12 protein-coding genes are annotated in these 16,401 nt (G+C 70.9%); 3 read left to right on the top strand and 9 right to left on the bottom strand.

The genetic code is table 11. From position 1 onward, the window contains the following. Positions 1 to 315: 315 nt before the first annotated feature. The 3 genes from HHL19_RS34660 to thyX form a co-directional block, all read right to left on the bottom strand. Positions 316 to 2,001 (bottom strand): ribonuclease J, encoded by a 1,686-nt coding sequence (locus tag HHL19_RS34660; RefSeq protein ID WP_169094380.1) that lies wholly within the window; start codon positions 1,999 to 2,001, stop codon positions 316 to 318. Between the two features lie 99 nt (positions 2,002 to 2,100). Next, complete coding sequence (gene dapA, locus HHL19_RS34665; protein WP_169094381.1) at positions 2,101 to 3,000, bottom strand: 4-hydroxy-tetrahydrodipicolinate synthase; 900 nt, start codon at positions 2,998 to 3,000, stop codon at positions 2,101 to 2,103. A 177-nt stretch (positions 3,001 to 3,177) separates the two neighbouring features. Continuing rightward, positions 3,178 to 3,918, bottom strand: a complete 741-nt coding sequence (gene thyX, locus HHL19_RS34670; protein WP_169094382.1) for an FAD-dependent thymidylate synthase — start codon at positions 3,916 to 3,918, stop codon at positions 3,178 to 3,180. A 158-nt stretch (positions 3,919 to 4,076) separates the two neighbouring features. Between thyX and HHL19_RS34675 the strand changes: the two genes are divergently transcribed. Both HHL19_RS34675 and HHL19_RS34680 read left to right on the top strand, forming a co-directional pair. Next, a complete protein-coding gene (locus HHL19_RS34675; RefSeq protein ID WP_169094383.1) occupies positions 4,077 to 4,316 on the top strand; it encodes a hypothetical protein in 240 nt (79 codons plus the stop codon). Positions 4,317 to 4,370: 54 nt separating this feature from the next. Further along, complete coding sequence (locus HHL19_RS34680) at positions 4,371 to 4,919, top strand: hypothetical protein (RefSeq protein WP_169094384.1); 549 nt, start codon at positions 4,371 to 4,373, stop codon at positions 4,917 to 4,919. Here HHL19_RS34680 and HHL19_RS34685 read toward each other — a convergent pair. The 6 genes from HHL19_RS34685 to eccD all read right to left on the bottom strand — a co-directional run bounded on the left by HHL19_RS34685 (position 4,909) and on the right by eccD (position 11,957). After that, entirely contained in the window at positions 4,909 to 5,361 is a 453-nt protein-coding gene (locus HHL19_RS34685; protein WP_169094385.1) for a hypothetical protein, read from the bottom strand. The genes HHL19_RS34680 and HHL19_RS34685 overlap by 11 nt on opposite strands. A gap of 5 nt (positions 5,362 to 5,366) precedes the next feature. Then, a complete protein-coding gene (gene dapB / locus HHL19_RS34690) occupies positions 5,367 to 6,119 on the bottom strand; it encodes a 4-hydroxy-tetrahydrodipicolinate reductase (protein ID WP_169094386.1) in 753 nt (250 codons plus the stop codon). 23 nt (positions 6,120 to 6,142) lie between these two features. After that, positions 6,143 to 7,522: a pitrilysin family protein gene (locus HHL19_RS34695; protein WP_169094387.1), complete on the bottom strand. Its 1,380-nt coding sequence runs from the start codon at positions 7,520 to 7,522 to the stop codon at positions 6,143 to 6,145. After that, positions 7,519 to 9,729, bottom strand: a complete 2,211-nt coding sequence (locus HHL19_RS34700; protein WP_169094388.1) for a polyribonucleotide nucleotidyltransferase — start codon at positions 9,727 to 9,729, stop codon at positions 7,519 to 7,521. Before HHL19_RS34700 ends, HHL19_RS34695 begins: the two co-directional genes overlap by 4 nt. 267 nt (positions 9,730 to 9,996) lie before the next feature. Continuing rightward, positions 9,997 to 10,287: a 30S ribosomal protein S15 gene (gene rpsO / locus HHL19_RS34705; protein ID WP_128976159.1), complete on the bottom strand. Its 291-nt coding sequence runs from the start codon at positions 10,285 to 10,287 to the stop codon at positions 9,997 to 9,999. Between the two features lie 164 nt (positions 10,288 to 10,451). Continuing rightward, on the bottom strand, positions 10,452 to 11,957 hold the full coding sequence (eccD, locus tag HHL19_RS34710; protein WP_346768573.1) for a type VII secretion integral membrane protein EccD: 1,506 nt from the start codon (positions 11,955 to 11,957) through the stop codon (positions 10,452 to 10,454). A 274-nt stretch (positions 11,958 to 12,231) separates the two neighbouring features. On the opposite strand from eccD, the gene eccCa reads away from it, so the two are divergent. Then, positions 12,232 to 16,197, top strand: a complete 3,966-nt coding sequence (eccCa, locus tag HHL19_RS34715) for a type VII secretion protein EccCa (RefSeq protein WP_169094389.1) — start codon at positions 12,232 to 12,234, stop codon at positions 16,195 to 16,197. Positions 16,198 to 16,401 lie beyond the last annotated feature (204 nt).

Genomic DNA, 16,401 nt, shown 5'->3' on the forward strand with positions numbered 1-16,401 from the left:
CAAGGTGCGGACGCTTCCTTCGTTCCTGTTTCCAGGCCCTCCGGGCGCTTCCTTCGTTTCCGACTCTATCAGATCTTTCCGATCCGATTTCCTCGGTGCTTTCCGGTCCCGATTTGTTTTTCTCGGGGCCTTCCGGCGCTTTCCGACTTTATCAGATGATCTCGGTCGGATTTTCCACCTCCCGGTCCGCCTTCCGAGCGCACTGCGGCGCTGGGGCTTCCCGTTCTGGTGGAGCCGTAAACGTACTGGAGCGGGGCGCCCCGATGCAAATCGAGGCGCCCCGCTCCGTGATGCCGCTGGTCAGGCCCTTCGGGCTCAGACCTCGACGACGACCGGGAGGATCATCGGCCGGCGGCGGTAGGTGTCGGAGACCCACTTGCCGACGGTGCGGCGGATCAGCTGCTGGAGCTGGTGGGGCTCGACGACGCCGTCCTGGGCGGACTTGTTCAGCGCCTGCTCGATCTTCGGGAGCACCGCGTCGAAGGCGGAGTCCTCGATGCCGGAGCCGCGCGCGTGGACGTGCGGGCCGCCGGTGATCTTGCCGGTGGAGGAGTCCACCACCAGGAAGACCGAGATGATGCCCTCCTCGCCGAGGATCCGGCGGTCCTTCAGGGAGGACTCGGTGACGTCGCCGACCGAGAGGCCGTCCACGTACACGTACCCCGCCTGGACCTTGCCGGTGATGCGGGCGCGGCCGTCGACCAGGTCGACGACGACGCCGTCCTCGGCGATGACGATGTGGTCCTTCGGGATGCCCGTCATCGCGCCGAGTTCGGCGTTGGCCCGCAGGTGGCGCCATTCGCCGTGGACCGGCATGAGGTTCTTCGGCTTGCAGATGTTGTAGAAGTACAGCAGCTCGCCGGCCGAGGCGTGGCCCGAGACGTGGACCTTGGCGTTGCCCTTGTGGACGACGTTGGCGCCCCAGCGGGTCAGGCCGTTGATCACGCGGTAGACCGCGTTCTCGTTGCCCGGGATGAGGGACGAGGCCAGGATGACCGTGTCGCCGGGGACGATCCGGATCTGGTGGTCGCGGTTGGCCATCCGGGACAGGGCCGCCATCGGCTCGCCCTGGGAGCCCGTGCAGACCAGCACGACCTCGTCGTCCGGCAGGTCGTCGAGGGTCTTCACGTCCACGACGAGACCGGCCGGGACCTTCAGGTAGCCGAGGTCTCGGGCGATGCCCATGTTGCGGACCATCGAGCGGCCGACGAAGGCGACCCGGCGGCCGTACTCGTGGGCGGCGTCGAGGATCTGCTGGATGCGGTGCACGTGACTGGCGAAGCTCGCCACGATGATCCGCTTCTGGGCGTTGGCGAAGACGTTCCGCAGGACGTTGGAGATGTCCCGCTCGTGCGCCGTGAAGCCCGGGACCTCGGCGTTCGTCGAGTCCGTCAGCAGGAGGTCGATGCCCTCCTCGCTGAGGCGCGCGAACGCGTGCAGGTCCGTGAGGCGGTTGTCCAGCGGCAGCTGGTCCATCTTGAAGTCGCCGGTGTGGACGACCATGCCCGCGGGGGTGCGGATCGCGACCGCCAGGGCGTCCGGGATGGAGTGGTTGACCGCGATGAACTCGCAGTCGAAGGCGCCCAGGCGCTCGCGGTGGCCCTCGGCCACTTCGAGGGTGTACGGGCGGATGCGGTGCTCCTGGAGCTTCGCCTCGATCAGCGCGAGGGTCAGCTTGGAGCCGATGAGGGGGATGTCCTGCCGCAGGCGCAGCAGGTACGGCACGCCACCGATGTGGTCCTCGTGGCCGTGGGTCAGGACGATGCCGACGACATCGTCGATGCGGTCCTGGATCGTGGTGAAGTCGGGCAGGATCAGGTCGACGCCCGGCTGCTCCTCCTCGGGGAAGAGGACGCCGCAGTCGACGATCAGCAGCTTGCCGTCGTACTCGAAGACGGTCATGTTGCGGCCGATCTCGCCCAGGCCGCCGAGCGGGGTGACGCGCAGACCGCCCTGGGGGAGCTTGGGCGGGGCGCCGAGTTCGGGATGCGGATGGCTCAAAAGACTCTCCTCACCACACGCGCCACGTACCGGTCGGCACGTGGCGCGCATGACAATCGTGCACTTTCTGTTGTCTTTATTCAGTTGTGAAGTCGGTTGTCAGAGGTCTACCCCGCCTGCGGCCAGGTCGACCTTGAGCTGGTCGATCTCCTGGTCGGAGAGTTCGACGAGCGGGAGGCGCAGCGGGCCGGCCGGGAGGCCCTGGAGGGCGAGCGCGGCCTTGGTGGTCATGACGCCCTGGGTGCGGAACATGCCGGTGTAGACGGGGAGCAGCTTCTGGTGGATCTCGGTGGCCTTCTCGTGGTCGCCCGCGAGGTGGGCTTCGAGGAGGGCGCGGAGGTCGGGGGTGACGACGTGGCCGACGACGGAGACGAAGCCGACGGCGCCGACCGACAGGAGCGGCAGGTTGAGCATGTCGTCGCCGGAGTACCAGGCGAGACCGGAGCGGGCGATGGCCCAGCTGGCGCGGCCGAGGTCGCCCTTGGCGTCCTTGTTGGCGACGATCCGGGGGTGCTCGGCGAGCCGGACGACGGTCTCGGTGTCGATCGGGACGCCGGAACGGCCGGGGATGTCGTAGAGCATCACCGGGAGGCCGGTGGCGTCGGCGATGGCGGTGAAGTGCCGGAACAGGCCCTCCTGCGGGGGCTTGTTGTAGTACGGCGTGACGGCGAGGAGGCCGTGGGCGCCGTCACGTTCGGCGGCGCGGGCCAGCTCGATGGAGTGGTGGGTGTCGTTGGTGCCGATGCCGGCGACGACGTGGGCCCGGTCTCCGACCGCCTCCAGTACGGCGCGTACGAGCTCCGATTTCTCCGCGTCGCCGGTGGTGGGGGACTCGCCGGTGGTGCCGTTGACGACGAGGCCGTCGTTGCCTGCGTCCACCAGGTGGGTGGCGAGTCGCCGGGCGCCGTCGAGGTCGAGAGCGCCGTCCGCCGTGAAGGGCGTGACCATGGCGGTGAGGACCCGCCCGAAGGGGGTCTGCGGAGTGGAGATCGGGGCCATGGGTAACACGCTACTCGCTGCTCAGCGCCGGGGGTCCCCTCGGGGGACGTGAGAAGTGGAGCCCGGCACTGCCTGCTCGGGGGTTCAAGCAGTGCCGGGTCCGTTTGATCAGCCTAGATGAACTTCACGAAACGTCGCAATACGGACACTTCATGAGAGTGGACGAACATCTGTGCCCTACGGCGCGACGCGGCCGTTCTTGTTGAAGGCGGCGTGGGTCAGCGGCATCAGCCGGGCCCAGTGCTCCTCCATCTTCTCCCCGACCATCTCGATCTCCCGCTGCGGGAAGGACGGCACCGCGGCCAGCTCGTGCTGGGTGCGCAGACCGAGGAAGTGCATCAGCGAGCGGGCGTTGCAGGTGGCGTACATCGAGGAGTAGAGGCCGACCGGGAGGACCGAGCGGGCCACCTCGCGGGCGACGCCGGCGGCGAGCATCTCCTGGTACGTCTCGTACGCCTGGCGGTACGAGTCCTCCATCGCGCGGCCGGTCAGCTCGTGCTGGGCCTCGGTGCCCTCGACGAAGACGTACTTGCCCGGGCGGCCCTCCTGGACCAGCTTGCGGGAGGCGTCGGGGACGTAGAAGACCGGCTGGAGCTCCCTGTAGCGGCCCGACTCCTCGTTGTACGACCAGCCCACCCGGTGCCGCATGAACTCGCGGAAGACGAAGATCGGGGCGCTGATGAAGAAGGTCATCGAGTTGTGCTCGAAGGGGCTGCCGTGGCGGTCCCGCATCAGGTAGTTGATCAGGCCCTTCGACCGCTCCGGGTCCTTCTGGAGCTCTTCGAGGGACTGCTCCCCCGCCGTGGAGACCCGGGCCGCCCACAGGACGTCGGAGTCGGCGGCGGCGCTCTTGACCAGTTCGACGGTGACGTCGCTCCTGAGGTCGATCTTCGCCGGCTCGGTGGGGGTGTCGGTCACCAGGAGTACCTTCCAGTCGTCTGTGGGGCGGGCCCAGGTTAGCGCGAGTCCGTCTGAAGGATGAGATTGGGCTGCTTCGGTGAAAAACGGCACCAAACCCTCTGTTCGATCGTCTGTACCGATGAGGCGCACGACGACCACCGAGGAGAGTGACACCCATGTACAGGCGGGACGAGGCCGTACCGTTCGCGTTCGTGGCGGAGGCCGACGAATTCCGCAGTAACGTCACTCCACCGCCTCGGGAGCGGCTCAGGCCCGGGCAGGTCGTCGGACGTACGCTGCTGGGACTGACCGTGGCCGCCGGGCTCGTCGGCTCCCTCGTCCTCGGGATGCCGTCCCTCGACAGCACGGACTCGCCCGCGCGCCAGCAGCAGTCCGAAGCCTCCGACAACCGCTGAGGTAGCCTCACCGGGCACTGCCCCTTCGAGCGTGCTTGTGAGTGAGGAACCGCCGTGCCCCTGCCCTTCCTGACGGCCGATCGTGCCTTCGACGCCGACGACGACGTCGCGCTGCCGTTCGACGACCACGACCAGTGGCGCCGTCCGTACCGTCCGGGGCCCTACCGGGTCGGTGCGGCGGCGCTCGCGCTGCTGCTCGCCTCGTTCGTCCTGCTCGCCGCGGTGATCATCGCCGCCTCCGGCGCCGTCAACGGCTCGCTCGTCACCTTCGGCATCGCCGTCCTGATCATCCTGGCCGCGCTGCGCCTGCTGCGCATGGGCACCTGGGTGAGCCGGGCCGGCGTGCGCCGCGTCGGCTTCCTCGCCACCCGCACCACCCCCTGGGCGAAGGTGGCCGCGGTCCGCACCGCGCAGCAGCCGGTGCGCTGGCTGAACCTCCCCCGGACGGTCCAGGGCCAGGCCCTGCTCCTCGACCGGCCGGCCGGCGAGCAGCTGGTGCTGCTCACCGACCACAACGCCGACTTCCTCTCCCGGACCGAGGCCTTCGACCGGGCCGCCGACACCGTCGAGGCCTGGTACGCCGAGTACGGCGTCAGGCGCTGACCGTCCGGCCCTCGTGGAGGGCGATGGCCCGCTGCATCGCCTTGCGGGCCCGGGGGGTGTCGCGGGCGTCGTGATAGGCGACCGCGAGCCGGAACCAGCAGCGCCAGTCCTCCGGGGTCTCCTCGGTCTCGGCCTTGCGCCGGGCGAAGACCTCGTCCGCGGAGTCGCGGTCGATCCGGCCGCCCTGGGTGCGCCGCAGCTCGTCGACGGGCAGTCCGCCCTCGGCCTCCAGCTCCGCCGCCAGCCGGTTGGCCCGGCGCGCGAAGCTGGTGTTCTTCCACAGGAACCAGCCGCCGACGCAGGGCAGCAGGAACGCCACCGCGCCCATGCCCATGGCCGCCGGCTCGCCGGTCAGGAGGAGCAGGACGCCCTCCATCGCCACCACCCCGAAGACGAGCACGAGGACGGTGGCGAGGAAGACGTACGTGATCTTGCCGCCCATGGCCGTCAGCCCAGGTCCAGGAAGTGCTCCAGGCCGAACGTGAGGCCCGGGGTGCTCACCACGCGGCGGGCACCGAGCAGCACGCCCGGCATGAAGCTGGAGTGGTGCAGCGAGTCGTGGCGGACGGTGAGCGTCTCGCCCTCGCCGCCGAGCAGCACCTCCTGGTGGGCCAGCAGGCCCCGGAGCCGTACCGCGTGGACCGGCACGCCGTCCACGTCCGCGCCGCGGGCCCCGTCGAGGGCGGTCGCGGTGGCGTCCGGCTGGGCGCCGAGACCGGCCTCGACGCGGGCCTTGGCGATGAGCTGAGCCGTACGGGTGGCGGTGCCGGAGGGGGCGTCCACCTTGTTCGGGTGGTGCAGCTCGACGACCTCGACCGACTCGAAGTACGGGGCCGCGAGCTGCGCGAACCTCATCGTGAGAACGGCGCCGATGGAGAAGTTCGGGGCGATGAGGACGCCGGTCTCCGGGGAGGCGGCGAGCCAGCCGTTCAGCCGCGCGAGGCGGTCCTCGGTCCAGCCGGTGGTGCCGACGACGGCGTGGATGCCGTGGCCCACGCAGTACTCGAGGTTGGCCATGACCGAGTCGGGGGTGGTCAGCTCGACGACGACCTGGGCGCCGGCCTCGGTGAGGGCCGTCAGCTCGTCGCCGCGGCCCAGGGCCGCGACCAGTTCCATGTCCTCGGCGGCCTCGACGGCCTTCACGGCCTCGGAGCCGATACGGCCCCGGGCGCCGAGGACCGCCACGCGCAGCTTGCTCATCGCACTTCTTCCTTAGGGGGTGGTCAGGAGACGGCCTGGTGGAGGCGGTCCGCCTGCTTGTCCTTCAGCGGGCCTATCACCGAGAGCGAGGGCCGCTGCGTCAGCACGTCCCGGGCGACCTCCCGGACCTCGTCCGGGGTGACGGCCGCGATCCGGGCCAGCATGTCGTCGACCGACATCTGGGTGCCCCAGCACAGCTCGCTCTTGCCGATGCGGTTCATGATCGCGCCGGTGTCCTCCAGGCCGAGGACCGTCGAGCCGGAGAGCTGGCCGACGGCGCGGGTGATCTCCTCGTCGGTGAGGCCCTCGGCGGCGACCTTGGCGAGCTCGTCCCGGCAGATCCTCAGCACGTCGTGGATCTGGCCGGGGCGGCAGCCCGCGTAGACGCCGAAGAGGCCGCAGTCGGCGAAGCCCGAGGTGTACGAGTACACGCTGTAGGCGAGGCCGCGCTTCTCCCGGACCTCCTGGAAGAGGCGGGAGGACATGCCGCCGCCGAGGGCGGTGTTCAGCACGCCGAGCGCCCAGCGGCGGTCGTCGGTGCGGGCCAGGCCCGGCATGCCGAGGACGACGTGCGCCTGCTCGGTCTTCCGGCCGAGCAGCTCGACCTTCCCGGCCGTGCGGATGCTCTTCCGGCCGTCGCGCGGGGCGATCGGGGCGGCGTCCGTGCGGGTGAGGGCGCCGGCCTTCTCGAAGGCGCGGCGGACCTGGCGCACCACCGTGGCGTGGTCCACGTTGCCCGCGGCGGCGACGACCAGGTGGGTCGGGTCGTAGTGCTTCTTGTAGAAGCGGGCGATCTGGCCGCGGGAGAGCGCGTTGATCGTGTCGACGGTGCCGAGGACCGGGCGGCCCAGCGGGGTGTCGCCGAACATGGTCTGCGCGAACAGGTCGTGCACCACGTCACCGGGGTCGTCCTCAGTCATCGCGATCTCTTCGAGGATCACGCCGCGCTCGGCGTCCACGTCGGAGTCGAGGATGAGCGAGCCCGTGAGCATGTCGCAGACGACGTCGATCGCCAGCGGCAGGTCGGTGTCGAGGACCCGGGCGTAGTAGCAGGTGTACTCCTTCGCCGTGAAGGCGTTCATCTCGCCGCCGACCGCGTCGATCGCGGAGGAGATGTCGAGGGCGGACCGCTTGGCCGTGCCCTTGAAGAGGAGGTGCTCCAGGTAGTGGGTGGCGCCGTTGAGCGCCGGGGTCTCGTCGCGGGAGCCGACGTGGGCCCAGATGCCGAAGGTCGCCGAGCGCACCGAGGGAAGGGTCTCGGTGACGATCCGGAGGCCGCCGGGGAGGGTCGTACGGCGGACGGTGCCGATGCCGTCCTTGCCCGGGAGAAGCGTTTGGGTACGGGCGACGGCCCGCCCCTCGGAGGAGGGGCGGGCCGTCGTCGCGGAACTACGGGACGTCACGAGGAGGCGTCGTCCTTCTGCTCGTCCTCGCCCTCGATCACGGGGATCAGGGAGAGCTTGCCGCGCTGGTCGATCTCGGCGATCTCGACCTGGACCTTGGAGCCGATCGCGAGCACGTCCTCGACGTTCTCCACGCGCTTGCCGCCGGCGAGCTTGCGGATCTGCGAGATGTGCAGCAGGCCGTCCTTGCCCGGGAGCAGGGAGACGAAGGCACCGAAGGTGGTGGTCTTGACGACCGTGCCCAGGTAGCGCTCGCCGACCTCCGGCATGGTCGGGTTGGCGATGCCGTTGATCGTGGCGCGGGCGGCCTCGGCCTGCGAGCCGACCTGGGCACCGATGTAGATGGTGCCGTCGTCCTCGATCGTGATCTCGGCGCCGGTGTCCTCCTGGATCTGGTTGATCATCTTGCCCTTGGGGCCGATGACCTCGCCGATCTTGTCCACGGGGATCTTGACGGTGATGATCCGCGGGGCGTTGGGGGACATCTCGTCCGGGGTGTCGATCGCTTCCATCATCACGTCGAGGATGTGGAGGCGGGCGTCGCGGGCCTGCTTGAGGGCCGCGGCCAGGACGGAGGCCGGGATGCCGTCCAGCTTGGTGTCGAGCTGGAGGGCGGTGACGAACTCCTTCGTACCGGCGACCTTGAAGTCCATGTCGCCGAAGGCGTCCTCCGCACCGAGGATGTCGGTGAGGGCGACGTAGTGCGTCTCGCCGTTGATCTCCTGGGAGATCAGGCCCATGGCGATGCCGGCGACGGGGGCCTTGAGCGGCACACCGGCGTTCAGCAGCGACATGGTGGAGGCGCAGACCGAGCCCATCGACGTCGAGCCGTTGGAGCCGAGGGCCTCGGACACCTGACGGATCGCGTAGGGGAACTCCTCGCGGGTCGGGAGGACCGGCACGATCGCGCGCTCGGCGAGCGCGCCGTGGCCGATCTCGCGGCGCTTCGGGGAGCCGACGCGGCCGGTCTCGCCGACGGAGTACGGCGGGAAGTTGTAGTTGTGCATGTACCGCTTGCGGGTCACCGGGGAGAGGGTGTCCAGCTGCTGCTCCATGCGGAGCATGTTGAGGGTGGTGACGCCCAGGATCTGGGTCTCGCCACGCTCGAACAGGGCGGAGCCGTGCACGCGCGGGATGGCCTCGACCTCGGCGGCGAGCGTACGGATGTCCGTGACGCCGCGGCCGTCGATGCGGACCTTGTCCTTGATGACGCGCTCGCGGACCAGGGCCTTGGTCAGGGAGCGGTAGGCGGCGGAGATCTCCTTCTCGCGGCCCTCGAAGGCCGGGAGGAGCTTCTCGGCGGCGACCTCCTTGACGCGGTCGAGCTCGGCCTCGCGGTCCTGCTTGCCGGCGATGGTGAGCGCCTGGGCCAGCTCGCCGCGGACGGCGTCGGAGAGCGCGGCGTACACGTCGTCCTGGTAGTCCAGGAAGATCGGGAACTCGGCCTCGGGCTTGGCGGCCTTGGCGGCCAGGTCGGCCTGGGCCTTGCAGAGGACCTTGATGAACGGCTTCGCGGCCTCCAGGCCGGCGGCGACGACCTCCTCGGTCGGCGCCTCGGCGCCGCCCTTGACGAGGGTGATGGTCTGCTCGGTGGCCTCGGCCTCGACCATCATGATCGCGACGTCGCCGTCCTCCAGGACGCGACCGGCGACGACCATGTCGAAGACGGCGTCCTCGAGCTCGGTGTGCGTCGGGAACGCGACCCACTGGCCCTTGATCAGCGCGACGCGGACGCCGCCGATCGGGCCGGAGAAGGGCAGGCCGGCCAGCTGGGTGGACGCGGACGCGGCGTTGATCGCCACGACGTCGTACAGGTGGTCGGGGTTGAGCGCCATGATCGTGGCGACGACCTGGATCTCGTTGCGCAGGCCCTTCTTGAAGGACGGGCGCAGCGGGCGGTCGATCAGACGGCAGGTGAGGATGGCGTCCTCGGAGGGACGGCCCTCACGGCGGAAGAAGGAGCCGGGGATCTTGCCGGCCGCGTACATCCGCTCCTCGACGTCCACCGTGAGGGGGAAGAAGTCGAGCTGGTCCTTGGGGCGCTTCGAGGCGGACGTCGCCGACAGCACCATGGTGTCGTCGTCCAGGTAGGCGACGGCGGAGCCGGCGGCCTGACGGGCCAGACGGCCGGTCTCGAAGCGGATGGTGCGGGTGCCGAAGGTGCCGTTGTCGATGACGGCCTCGGCGTAGTGGGTCTCGTTCTCCACTATGGGTTTCTCCTACGTTCGTCTTTGGTCCGTGCGCCCGTGTGGCGCGGGACGGGTGCGGGAGAAGCGGTGGGAGTGGCGGGCCGGTCTTCGATCGAAGCACCCGGGATAGGTCCGGGGGCCACTACCGAGGACCGGCGGCGTGCCGGCTGCTTCTCGCGCGGGTTGTGGCGTTCTGCGACCAGAGTAATTGCCGGTCGGTACTTCGCGCACGTACAGCAAAGGGAGCGGCCCCCTGAAAGTGGGAACCGCTCCCTTCACGGCGTCTTACTTGGCGCCGCCGGCCGCACCGCGGCGGATGCCGAGGCGGTCGACCAGCGTACGGAAGCGCTGGATGTCCTTCTTGGCCAGGTACTGCAGCAGGCGGCGGCGCTGACCGACCAGGATCAGCAGACCACGACGGGAGTGGTGGTCGTGCTTGTGGGTCTTGAGGTGCTCGGTCAGGTCCGAGATGCGGCGGGACAGCATGGCGACCTGGACCTCGGGGGAGCCGGTGTCGCCCTCCTTGGTGCCGAACTCGGCCATGATCTGCTTCTTGACGGCGGCGTCGAGAGCCACGCGGTTCTCCTCAGGTTGTGCCCACGAGTGCCCCTGGTCTACGTCTCAGGGGAGCTTCCGTGACTCGGGAGCGAAGGTCCGATGCGCGCTGCTCCCCGAGGCGGGATCTCGCCTGCTTCCGGGAGGGCGCACACAAGCGGCCGTCACACAGCGTACCAGGCGGCTCAGGAGGTGAGCGCCCGGATGGAGTGGTAGACGTCGAAGACCGCGAGGCAGAGCGGCAGCAGCGTGAGCAGCACGAACGTCTCGGCGATCTCCAGGAAGCGGCCCCAGAAGGGGGTGACGCCCTTGCGCGGGACGATCAGGCCGATGGCCGTGAGGAGCGCGGCGACGGCGGCGATGGCGGCGGAGAGCCAGACGGTACGGATGTCGAGCGCGGTGCCGTCGCCCTTCAGGGCCTCCAGGAGGAGCTCGGTCGGCGGGTTCAGGGCGAGGCCGAGTCCGAGCAGGACGAGGGAGCCGAGGCCGGCCGCGAGGGCGCAGCCGACCTGCGCGGTGTAGCGGAAGAGGTGGGCGCGCATCAGCATCGCGACACCGGTGGCGAGGGCGAGGAGCTGTCCCCAGACGGTGTCGGAGAAGCCGAGGACGGCGGCGGAGCCGACGGCGACGAGCGCGCAGCCGCCGACGAGGCCGACGAGCAGTTCGTGGCCGCGGCGGGCCTGGGCGGCGATCCGGGCGGCGTCGACCGGGCCCTGGGGCTCGGCCTCGGAGCCGTATCCGCCGACGGCGGTCCGGGGCGGTTCGAAGCCGATGGGGAGGCGGGCGAAGCGGGTGGAGAGGCCGGGCAGGAAGGCGAGCGCGCCGACCGCGAAGGGGGCGCAGACGGCGGCGGTCTCGGCCGGGGTGAGCCGGGTGAGGATGGCGGCGAAGGCGACCAGCACGCCGACGGCGGAGGCGAGGGCGAAGGCGACGAAGGGGCCGTCCCCGCCGGGCGAGACGATCGTGAGGATCACGGCGCAGACGAGGACGGCGGTGCAGGCGAGGAGGAACTGGAGCTTGCCGATGCCCTGGCCGGCGGCGAGGGCGAGCACTCCGGAGCCGGCGACGGCGGCGTTCGCCATCGCGCCGGTGCCGAGGGCCACGGCGGAGCCGCGGTCGTCGTAGACGCGGGCGCGGACGGCGGCGAGCGCGAGCAGCAGGACGGCGGTGACGCCGGCCAGGACACCGGGCAGGCCGTGCATGTCGTGGCGGGGCTCGGACGTCCACAGGACGAAGGCGAGCAGGACGAGGAGGATCGCGCCGCCGAAGAGGCCGGCGCCGCGCATCAGGGCGTCGGTCCACAGCGTGCGGTCCTTGGCGACGGCGGAGGCGACCGCGTCGGAGACGTCGTCGAAGACGGCCGGGGGCAGCGACTCGGCGAAGGGGCGCAGGCTCAGCAGTTCGCCGTCGAGGATGCGCTGGGCGGCCAGCGAGCGGCTGCCGTCGAGGACGGTGCCGTCGCGGCGCACCAGGTGGTACCCGACGGGGGCGCCGGGCGCCGGGGTCTGGCCGGAGAGGCGGAGCACCTCCGGGTAGAGGTCGGCGAGGGCGACGTCCTCGGGGAGGGCGACGTCGACGCGGCCGTCGGGCGCGACGACGGTGATCCGGCAGAAGCCGGTGCCGCCGTGGAACACGGTGGTGGGAGCCGACTGGCCGGCTCCGCCGGCCGTGCCTTGGGCCGTCATAGTCACCTGCTGCTTCCCCTCGTGGTGATCCTGTTCGGCGGGTCCGGGCGCCGCTCGGCGGCCGCGGACCGCGGGTCGGGCGCCCTGCACCGGATGCCGCGGATATTGCGCTCCGAATGACCCGATTTTTGCGATAGTTCATGGCCACGCAAATATTTCGGGCCACCCTACCGCCCACCCCTGACCCCGCACCAAAGTAGGATCCCTCCCCGCGGATGGATCCTGTCGCCACGGGGGCGTCTGGAGGAACTTTCCGTCCGGCAACGGAAATTGGTGAGCTGTGAGCCAGATCGTCGTCAAGCGCCCACCGCGGGCCCTGCCGTCCGAAGTGCCTGACGAGCAGGTGCAGTTGCAACCCCCTCCGGAGCTGCCCCGCGGGCAGCAGGAGGGCGCGCTGATGCAGCTCCTGCCGATGCTCGGCATGGGCGGTTCCGTGGTGTTCTTCTTCATGACGCCGAACCCGATCATGCGGATCATGGGCATGGTGATGATCGCGTCGACGGTGGCCATGGCGATCGCGATGCTGGTCCGCTACCGGCGGGGGACGCAGGGGCAGCTCGCCGACCTGCGGCGCGACTATCTGAAGTACCTGACGCAGACGCGGCGCGCCGTGCTGCGGACGGCGCGGCTCCAGCGGGACGCGCAGTACTACCTGCACCCCTCGCCCGAGCAGCTGTGGGCGCTGGTCGCCGAGGGCAGCCGGGTCTGGGAGCGGCGCCTCGGCGACGGCGACTTCGGCCAGGTCCGGGTCGGTCTCGGCAGCCAGCAGCTGGCGACGCCGCTGATCGCCCCCGAGACGGCGCCGGTGGACGAGCTCGAACCGCTGACCGCCGGGGCGATGCAGCAGTTCCTCCACGCGCACGGCACGCTCGACGGCCTGCCGATGGCCGTGTCGCTGCGCGCCTTCTACCACCTGACGGTCGGCGGCGAGCCGGAGGCGGCCCGGTCGACGGCCCGCGCGATGGTGGGCTCGCTCGCGGCGCTCCACTCCCCCGAGGACCTGGTCGTCGTCGTCGCCACCGGCGACGGCGCGGCCCCCGCCTGGGAGTGGACGAAGTGGCTGCCGCACGTGCAGGCCCCGGGCCCCGGTGACGGCGCGGGCAGCCGGCGGCTGATCACGACGGACGCGCGCGAGCTGGAGGACCTGGTCGCCGGGCGCCTCGACGGGCGGCCCCGCTTCCAGGGCCCCAACCACCCGCTGCTCGACTTCCCGCACCTCCTGGTGGTCCTCGACGGGCAGTCCGTGCCGCAGACCTCGCCGCTCGCCTCGCCGGAGGGCATCCAGGGCGTGACGATCATCGAGGTCGTGGAGGGCCGGGGCGTCGGCACCCGCGGCGACCTGTCCGTGATCGTGGAGGGCGGGACGCTGCGCCTCGAATCCGGGCACGGGCACGTGTACGACGGCGCCCCGGACGCGCTGAGCCTGGACGCGGCCGAGGCGCTGGCCCGGCAGCTGGCGCCGCTGCGGATGGCGGGCGGTTCCGACGACGACGAACCGCTGCTCGCCAACCTCGACTTCACCGACCTGCTGAACCTCGGCGACGCGGCCTCCGTCGACGTGAGCCGCACCTGGCGGCCGCGGTCCCGCTCCGAGCGGCTGCGCGTGCCGATCGGCGTCGGCGAGGACGGCGTACCCGTGATGCTCGACCTCAAGGAGGCGGCGCAGGAGGGCATGGGCCCGCACGGCCTGTGCGTCGGCGCCACCGGTTCCGGCAAGTCGGAGCTGCTGCGCACGCTGGTCCTCGGTCTCGCGGTGACGCACTCCTCGGAGACCCTCAACTTCGTCCTCGCGGACTTCAAGGGCGGTGCCACCTTCGCCGGCATGTCCCAGATGCCGCACGTCGCCGCGGTGATCACCAACCTGGCGGACGACCTCACCCTGGTGGACCGCATGGGCGACTCCATCCGCGGTGAGCTCAACCGGCGCCAGGAGATGCTGCGCGACGCGGGCAACTACGCGAACATCCACGACTACGAGAAGGCGCGCGCGGCCGGCGCGCCGCTGCAGCCGATCCCCTCGCTCGTCCTCGTCATCGACGAGTTCTCCGAGCTGCTGACGGCGATGCCGGACTTCATCGAGATGTTCGTGCAGATCGGCCGCATCGGCCGGTCGCTCGGCGTCCACCTGCTCCTTGCCTCGCAGCGCCTGGAGGAGGGCCGGCTGCGCGGCCTGGAGACGTACCTCTCCTACCGGATCGGTCTGCGGACCTTCTCGGCGGCCGAGTCGCGGGCGGCGATCGGCGTGCCCGATGCGTACTCGCTGCCGAACGTGCCGGGCTCCGGCTACCTGAAGTACGGCACCGACGAGATGGTGCGGTTCAAGGCCGCGTACGTCTCCGGCACCTACCGCGCCAACCAGCACGCGGCGCTGCCCGGCGGGCCGCTGCCGGTGGACCGGCGGCCGGTGCCCTTCACCGCCGCGCCGGTGCCGGTGCGCTACCTGGAGCCGGAGGCGCAGGCACGCGTACCCGAGGCGCGGGAGGCGGAGGACGACGCGCTGGCGGACTCGGTGCTCGACGTCATCGTGCGCCGGCTCGAAGGGCGCGGCGTCGAGGCGCACCAGGTGTGGCTGCCGCCGCTGGACAACCCGCCGGCGCTCGACTCGGTCCTGCCGGGGCTCGCGGGCGTCGAGGGCCGGGGGCTCACCCAGCCCGGCTACGAGGGCGCGGGCCGGCTCGTCGTCCCGCTCGGCGTCGTCGACAAGCCGTACGAGCAGCGCCGCGACACGCTCTACCGGGACTTCTCCGGCGCGGCCGGTCACATGCAGATCGTCGGCGGTCCGCAGTCCGGCAAGTCGACGCTGCTGCGGACCCTGATCTCGGCCTTCGCGCTGACGCACACGCCGCACGAGGTGCAGTTCTACGGCCTCGACTTCGGTGGCGGCGGCATGGCCTCGGTGGCGGGCCTCCCGCACGTCGGCGGCGTCGCCTCCCGGCTCGACCCCGAGCGGGTGCGGCGCACGGTCGCCGAGGTGTACGGCATCCTGTCCCGGCGCGAGGAGTACTTCCGCAACGCCGGCATCGACTCCATCGGCACCTTCCGCCGGCTGCGGGCCCGCGGCGACATCTCGGTGACCGAGCAGCCGTGGGGCGACGTCTTCCTGGTCATCGACGGCTGGGGCAACTTCCGCACCGAGTACGAGGGCCTGGAGGCGGCCGTCGTGGACATCGCGGCCCGCGGCCTCGGCTACGGCATCCACGTGATCATCACGGCCTCGCGCTCCATGGAGGTCCGCGCCAACCTCAAGGACCATCTGATGAACCGCCTGGAGCTGCGGCTCGGCGACACGATGGACTCCGAGCTGGACCGCAAGATCGCCGCGAACGTGCCGACCGGTGTCCCCGGCCGCGGTCTGACGCCGGAGAAGCTGCACTTCATGGCGGCCGTGCCGCGCATCGACGGCATCAGCTCCGACAGCGACCTCGCCGAGGCGACGGCCGCGATGACCCAGGAGGTCACCCGGCACTGGACGGCGCCGGGCGCTCCCGAGGTGCGGCTGCTGCCGCGCGAGCTGGACGCGCACACGCTGCCGGCGGGCCACGCGGAGCCGCGGCGCGGCGTCGCCTTCGCCATCGACGAGAACAACCTGGAACCGGTCTTCGTCGACTTCGACCGCGACCCGTTCTTCCTCGTCTTCGGCGAGAGCGAGTCGGGCAAGTCGAACCTGCTGCGGCTGATGATCAAGCAGATCTCGGAGCGGTACGACGGGGCCTCGGCGAAGTTCTTCGTCATCGACAACCGGCGCGCGCTCCTCGACGTCACGCCGGCGAGCCACCTGGCCGAGTACGTCCCCATGTCCAACAACATGGAGCACCACGTCGACGCCCTCGCCGACCTGATGCAACGCCGCTCCCCGTCCGCCGACGTCACCGCCCAGCAGCTGCGCGACCGCAGCTGGTGGTCGGGCCCGAACCTCTTCGTGGTCGTCGACGACTACGACCTGGTCTCCACGTCGAGCGGCAACCCGCTGTCGAAGCTGACGGAACTGCTCCCCTTCGCCCGCGACGTCGGCGTGCGCTTCATCATCGCCCGCAGCGCGGCGGGCGCCAGCCGCTCCTCGTACGAGTCCTTCATGCAGCGCATGATGGAACTCGGCGCCCAGGGCGTCCTCCTCTCCGGCGACCCCCAGGAAGGCGACGTCCTCGGCGGCGTCCGCATGCGCCCGATGCCGCCCGGCCGCGGCATCTACGTCTCCCGGCAGCGGGGCAACCCGCTGGTGCAGACGGGGCGGATGGCGGAGCTGTAGGGGGGGCCTTCCGGGTGTCCCGCTTCCGAGGTGTCCCGCTCGCGTCGACGACGTACCGGTTTACGGTGCTGCGCGAACGGGACGACCGCCGAGGCGGCCCCCTGCCCGAAGGGCCGGGCGCTTGCGTCGGCTCTGATTTCCAACGTCAACATTTCCAGCAGTAGATCGATTCGGCATATCCGACACGGCGGAGCGAAAGCACGC

The sequence above is a fragment of the Streptomyces sp. R302 genome (genome assembly GCF_012927245.1).
In the GTDB taxonomy this organism is placed as follows: Bacteria; Actinomycetota; Actinomycetes; order Streptomycetales; family Streptomycetaceae; genus Streptomyces.

Excerpts from the sequence above, each read along its gene's own strand:
- HHL19_RS34685 (WP_169094385.1), bottom strand. The coding sequence starts at position 5,361 with ATGGGCGGCAAGATCACGTACGTCTTCCTCGCCACCGTCCTCGTGCTC.
- dapA (WP_169094381.1), bottom strand. The coding sequence starts at position 3,000 with ATGGCCCCGATCTCCACTCCGCAGACCCCCTTCGGGCGGGTCCTCACC.
- HHL19_RS34675 (WP_169094383.1), top strand. The coding sequence starts at position 4,077 with ATGTACAGGCGGGACGAGGCCGTACCGTTCGCGTTCGTGGCGGAGGCC.
- dapB (WP_169094386.1), bottom strand. The coding sequence starts at position 6,119 with ATGAGCAAGCTGCGCGTGGCGGTCCTCGGCGCCCGGGGCCGTATCGGC.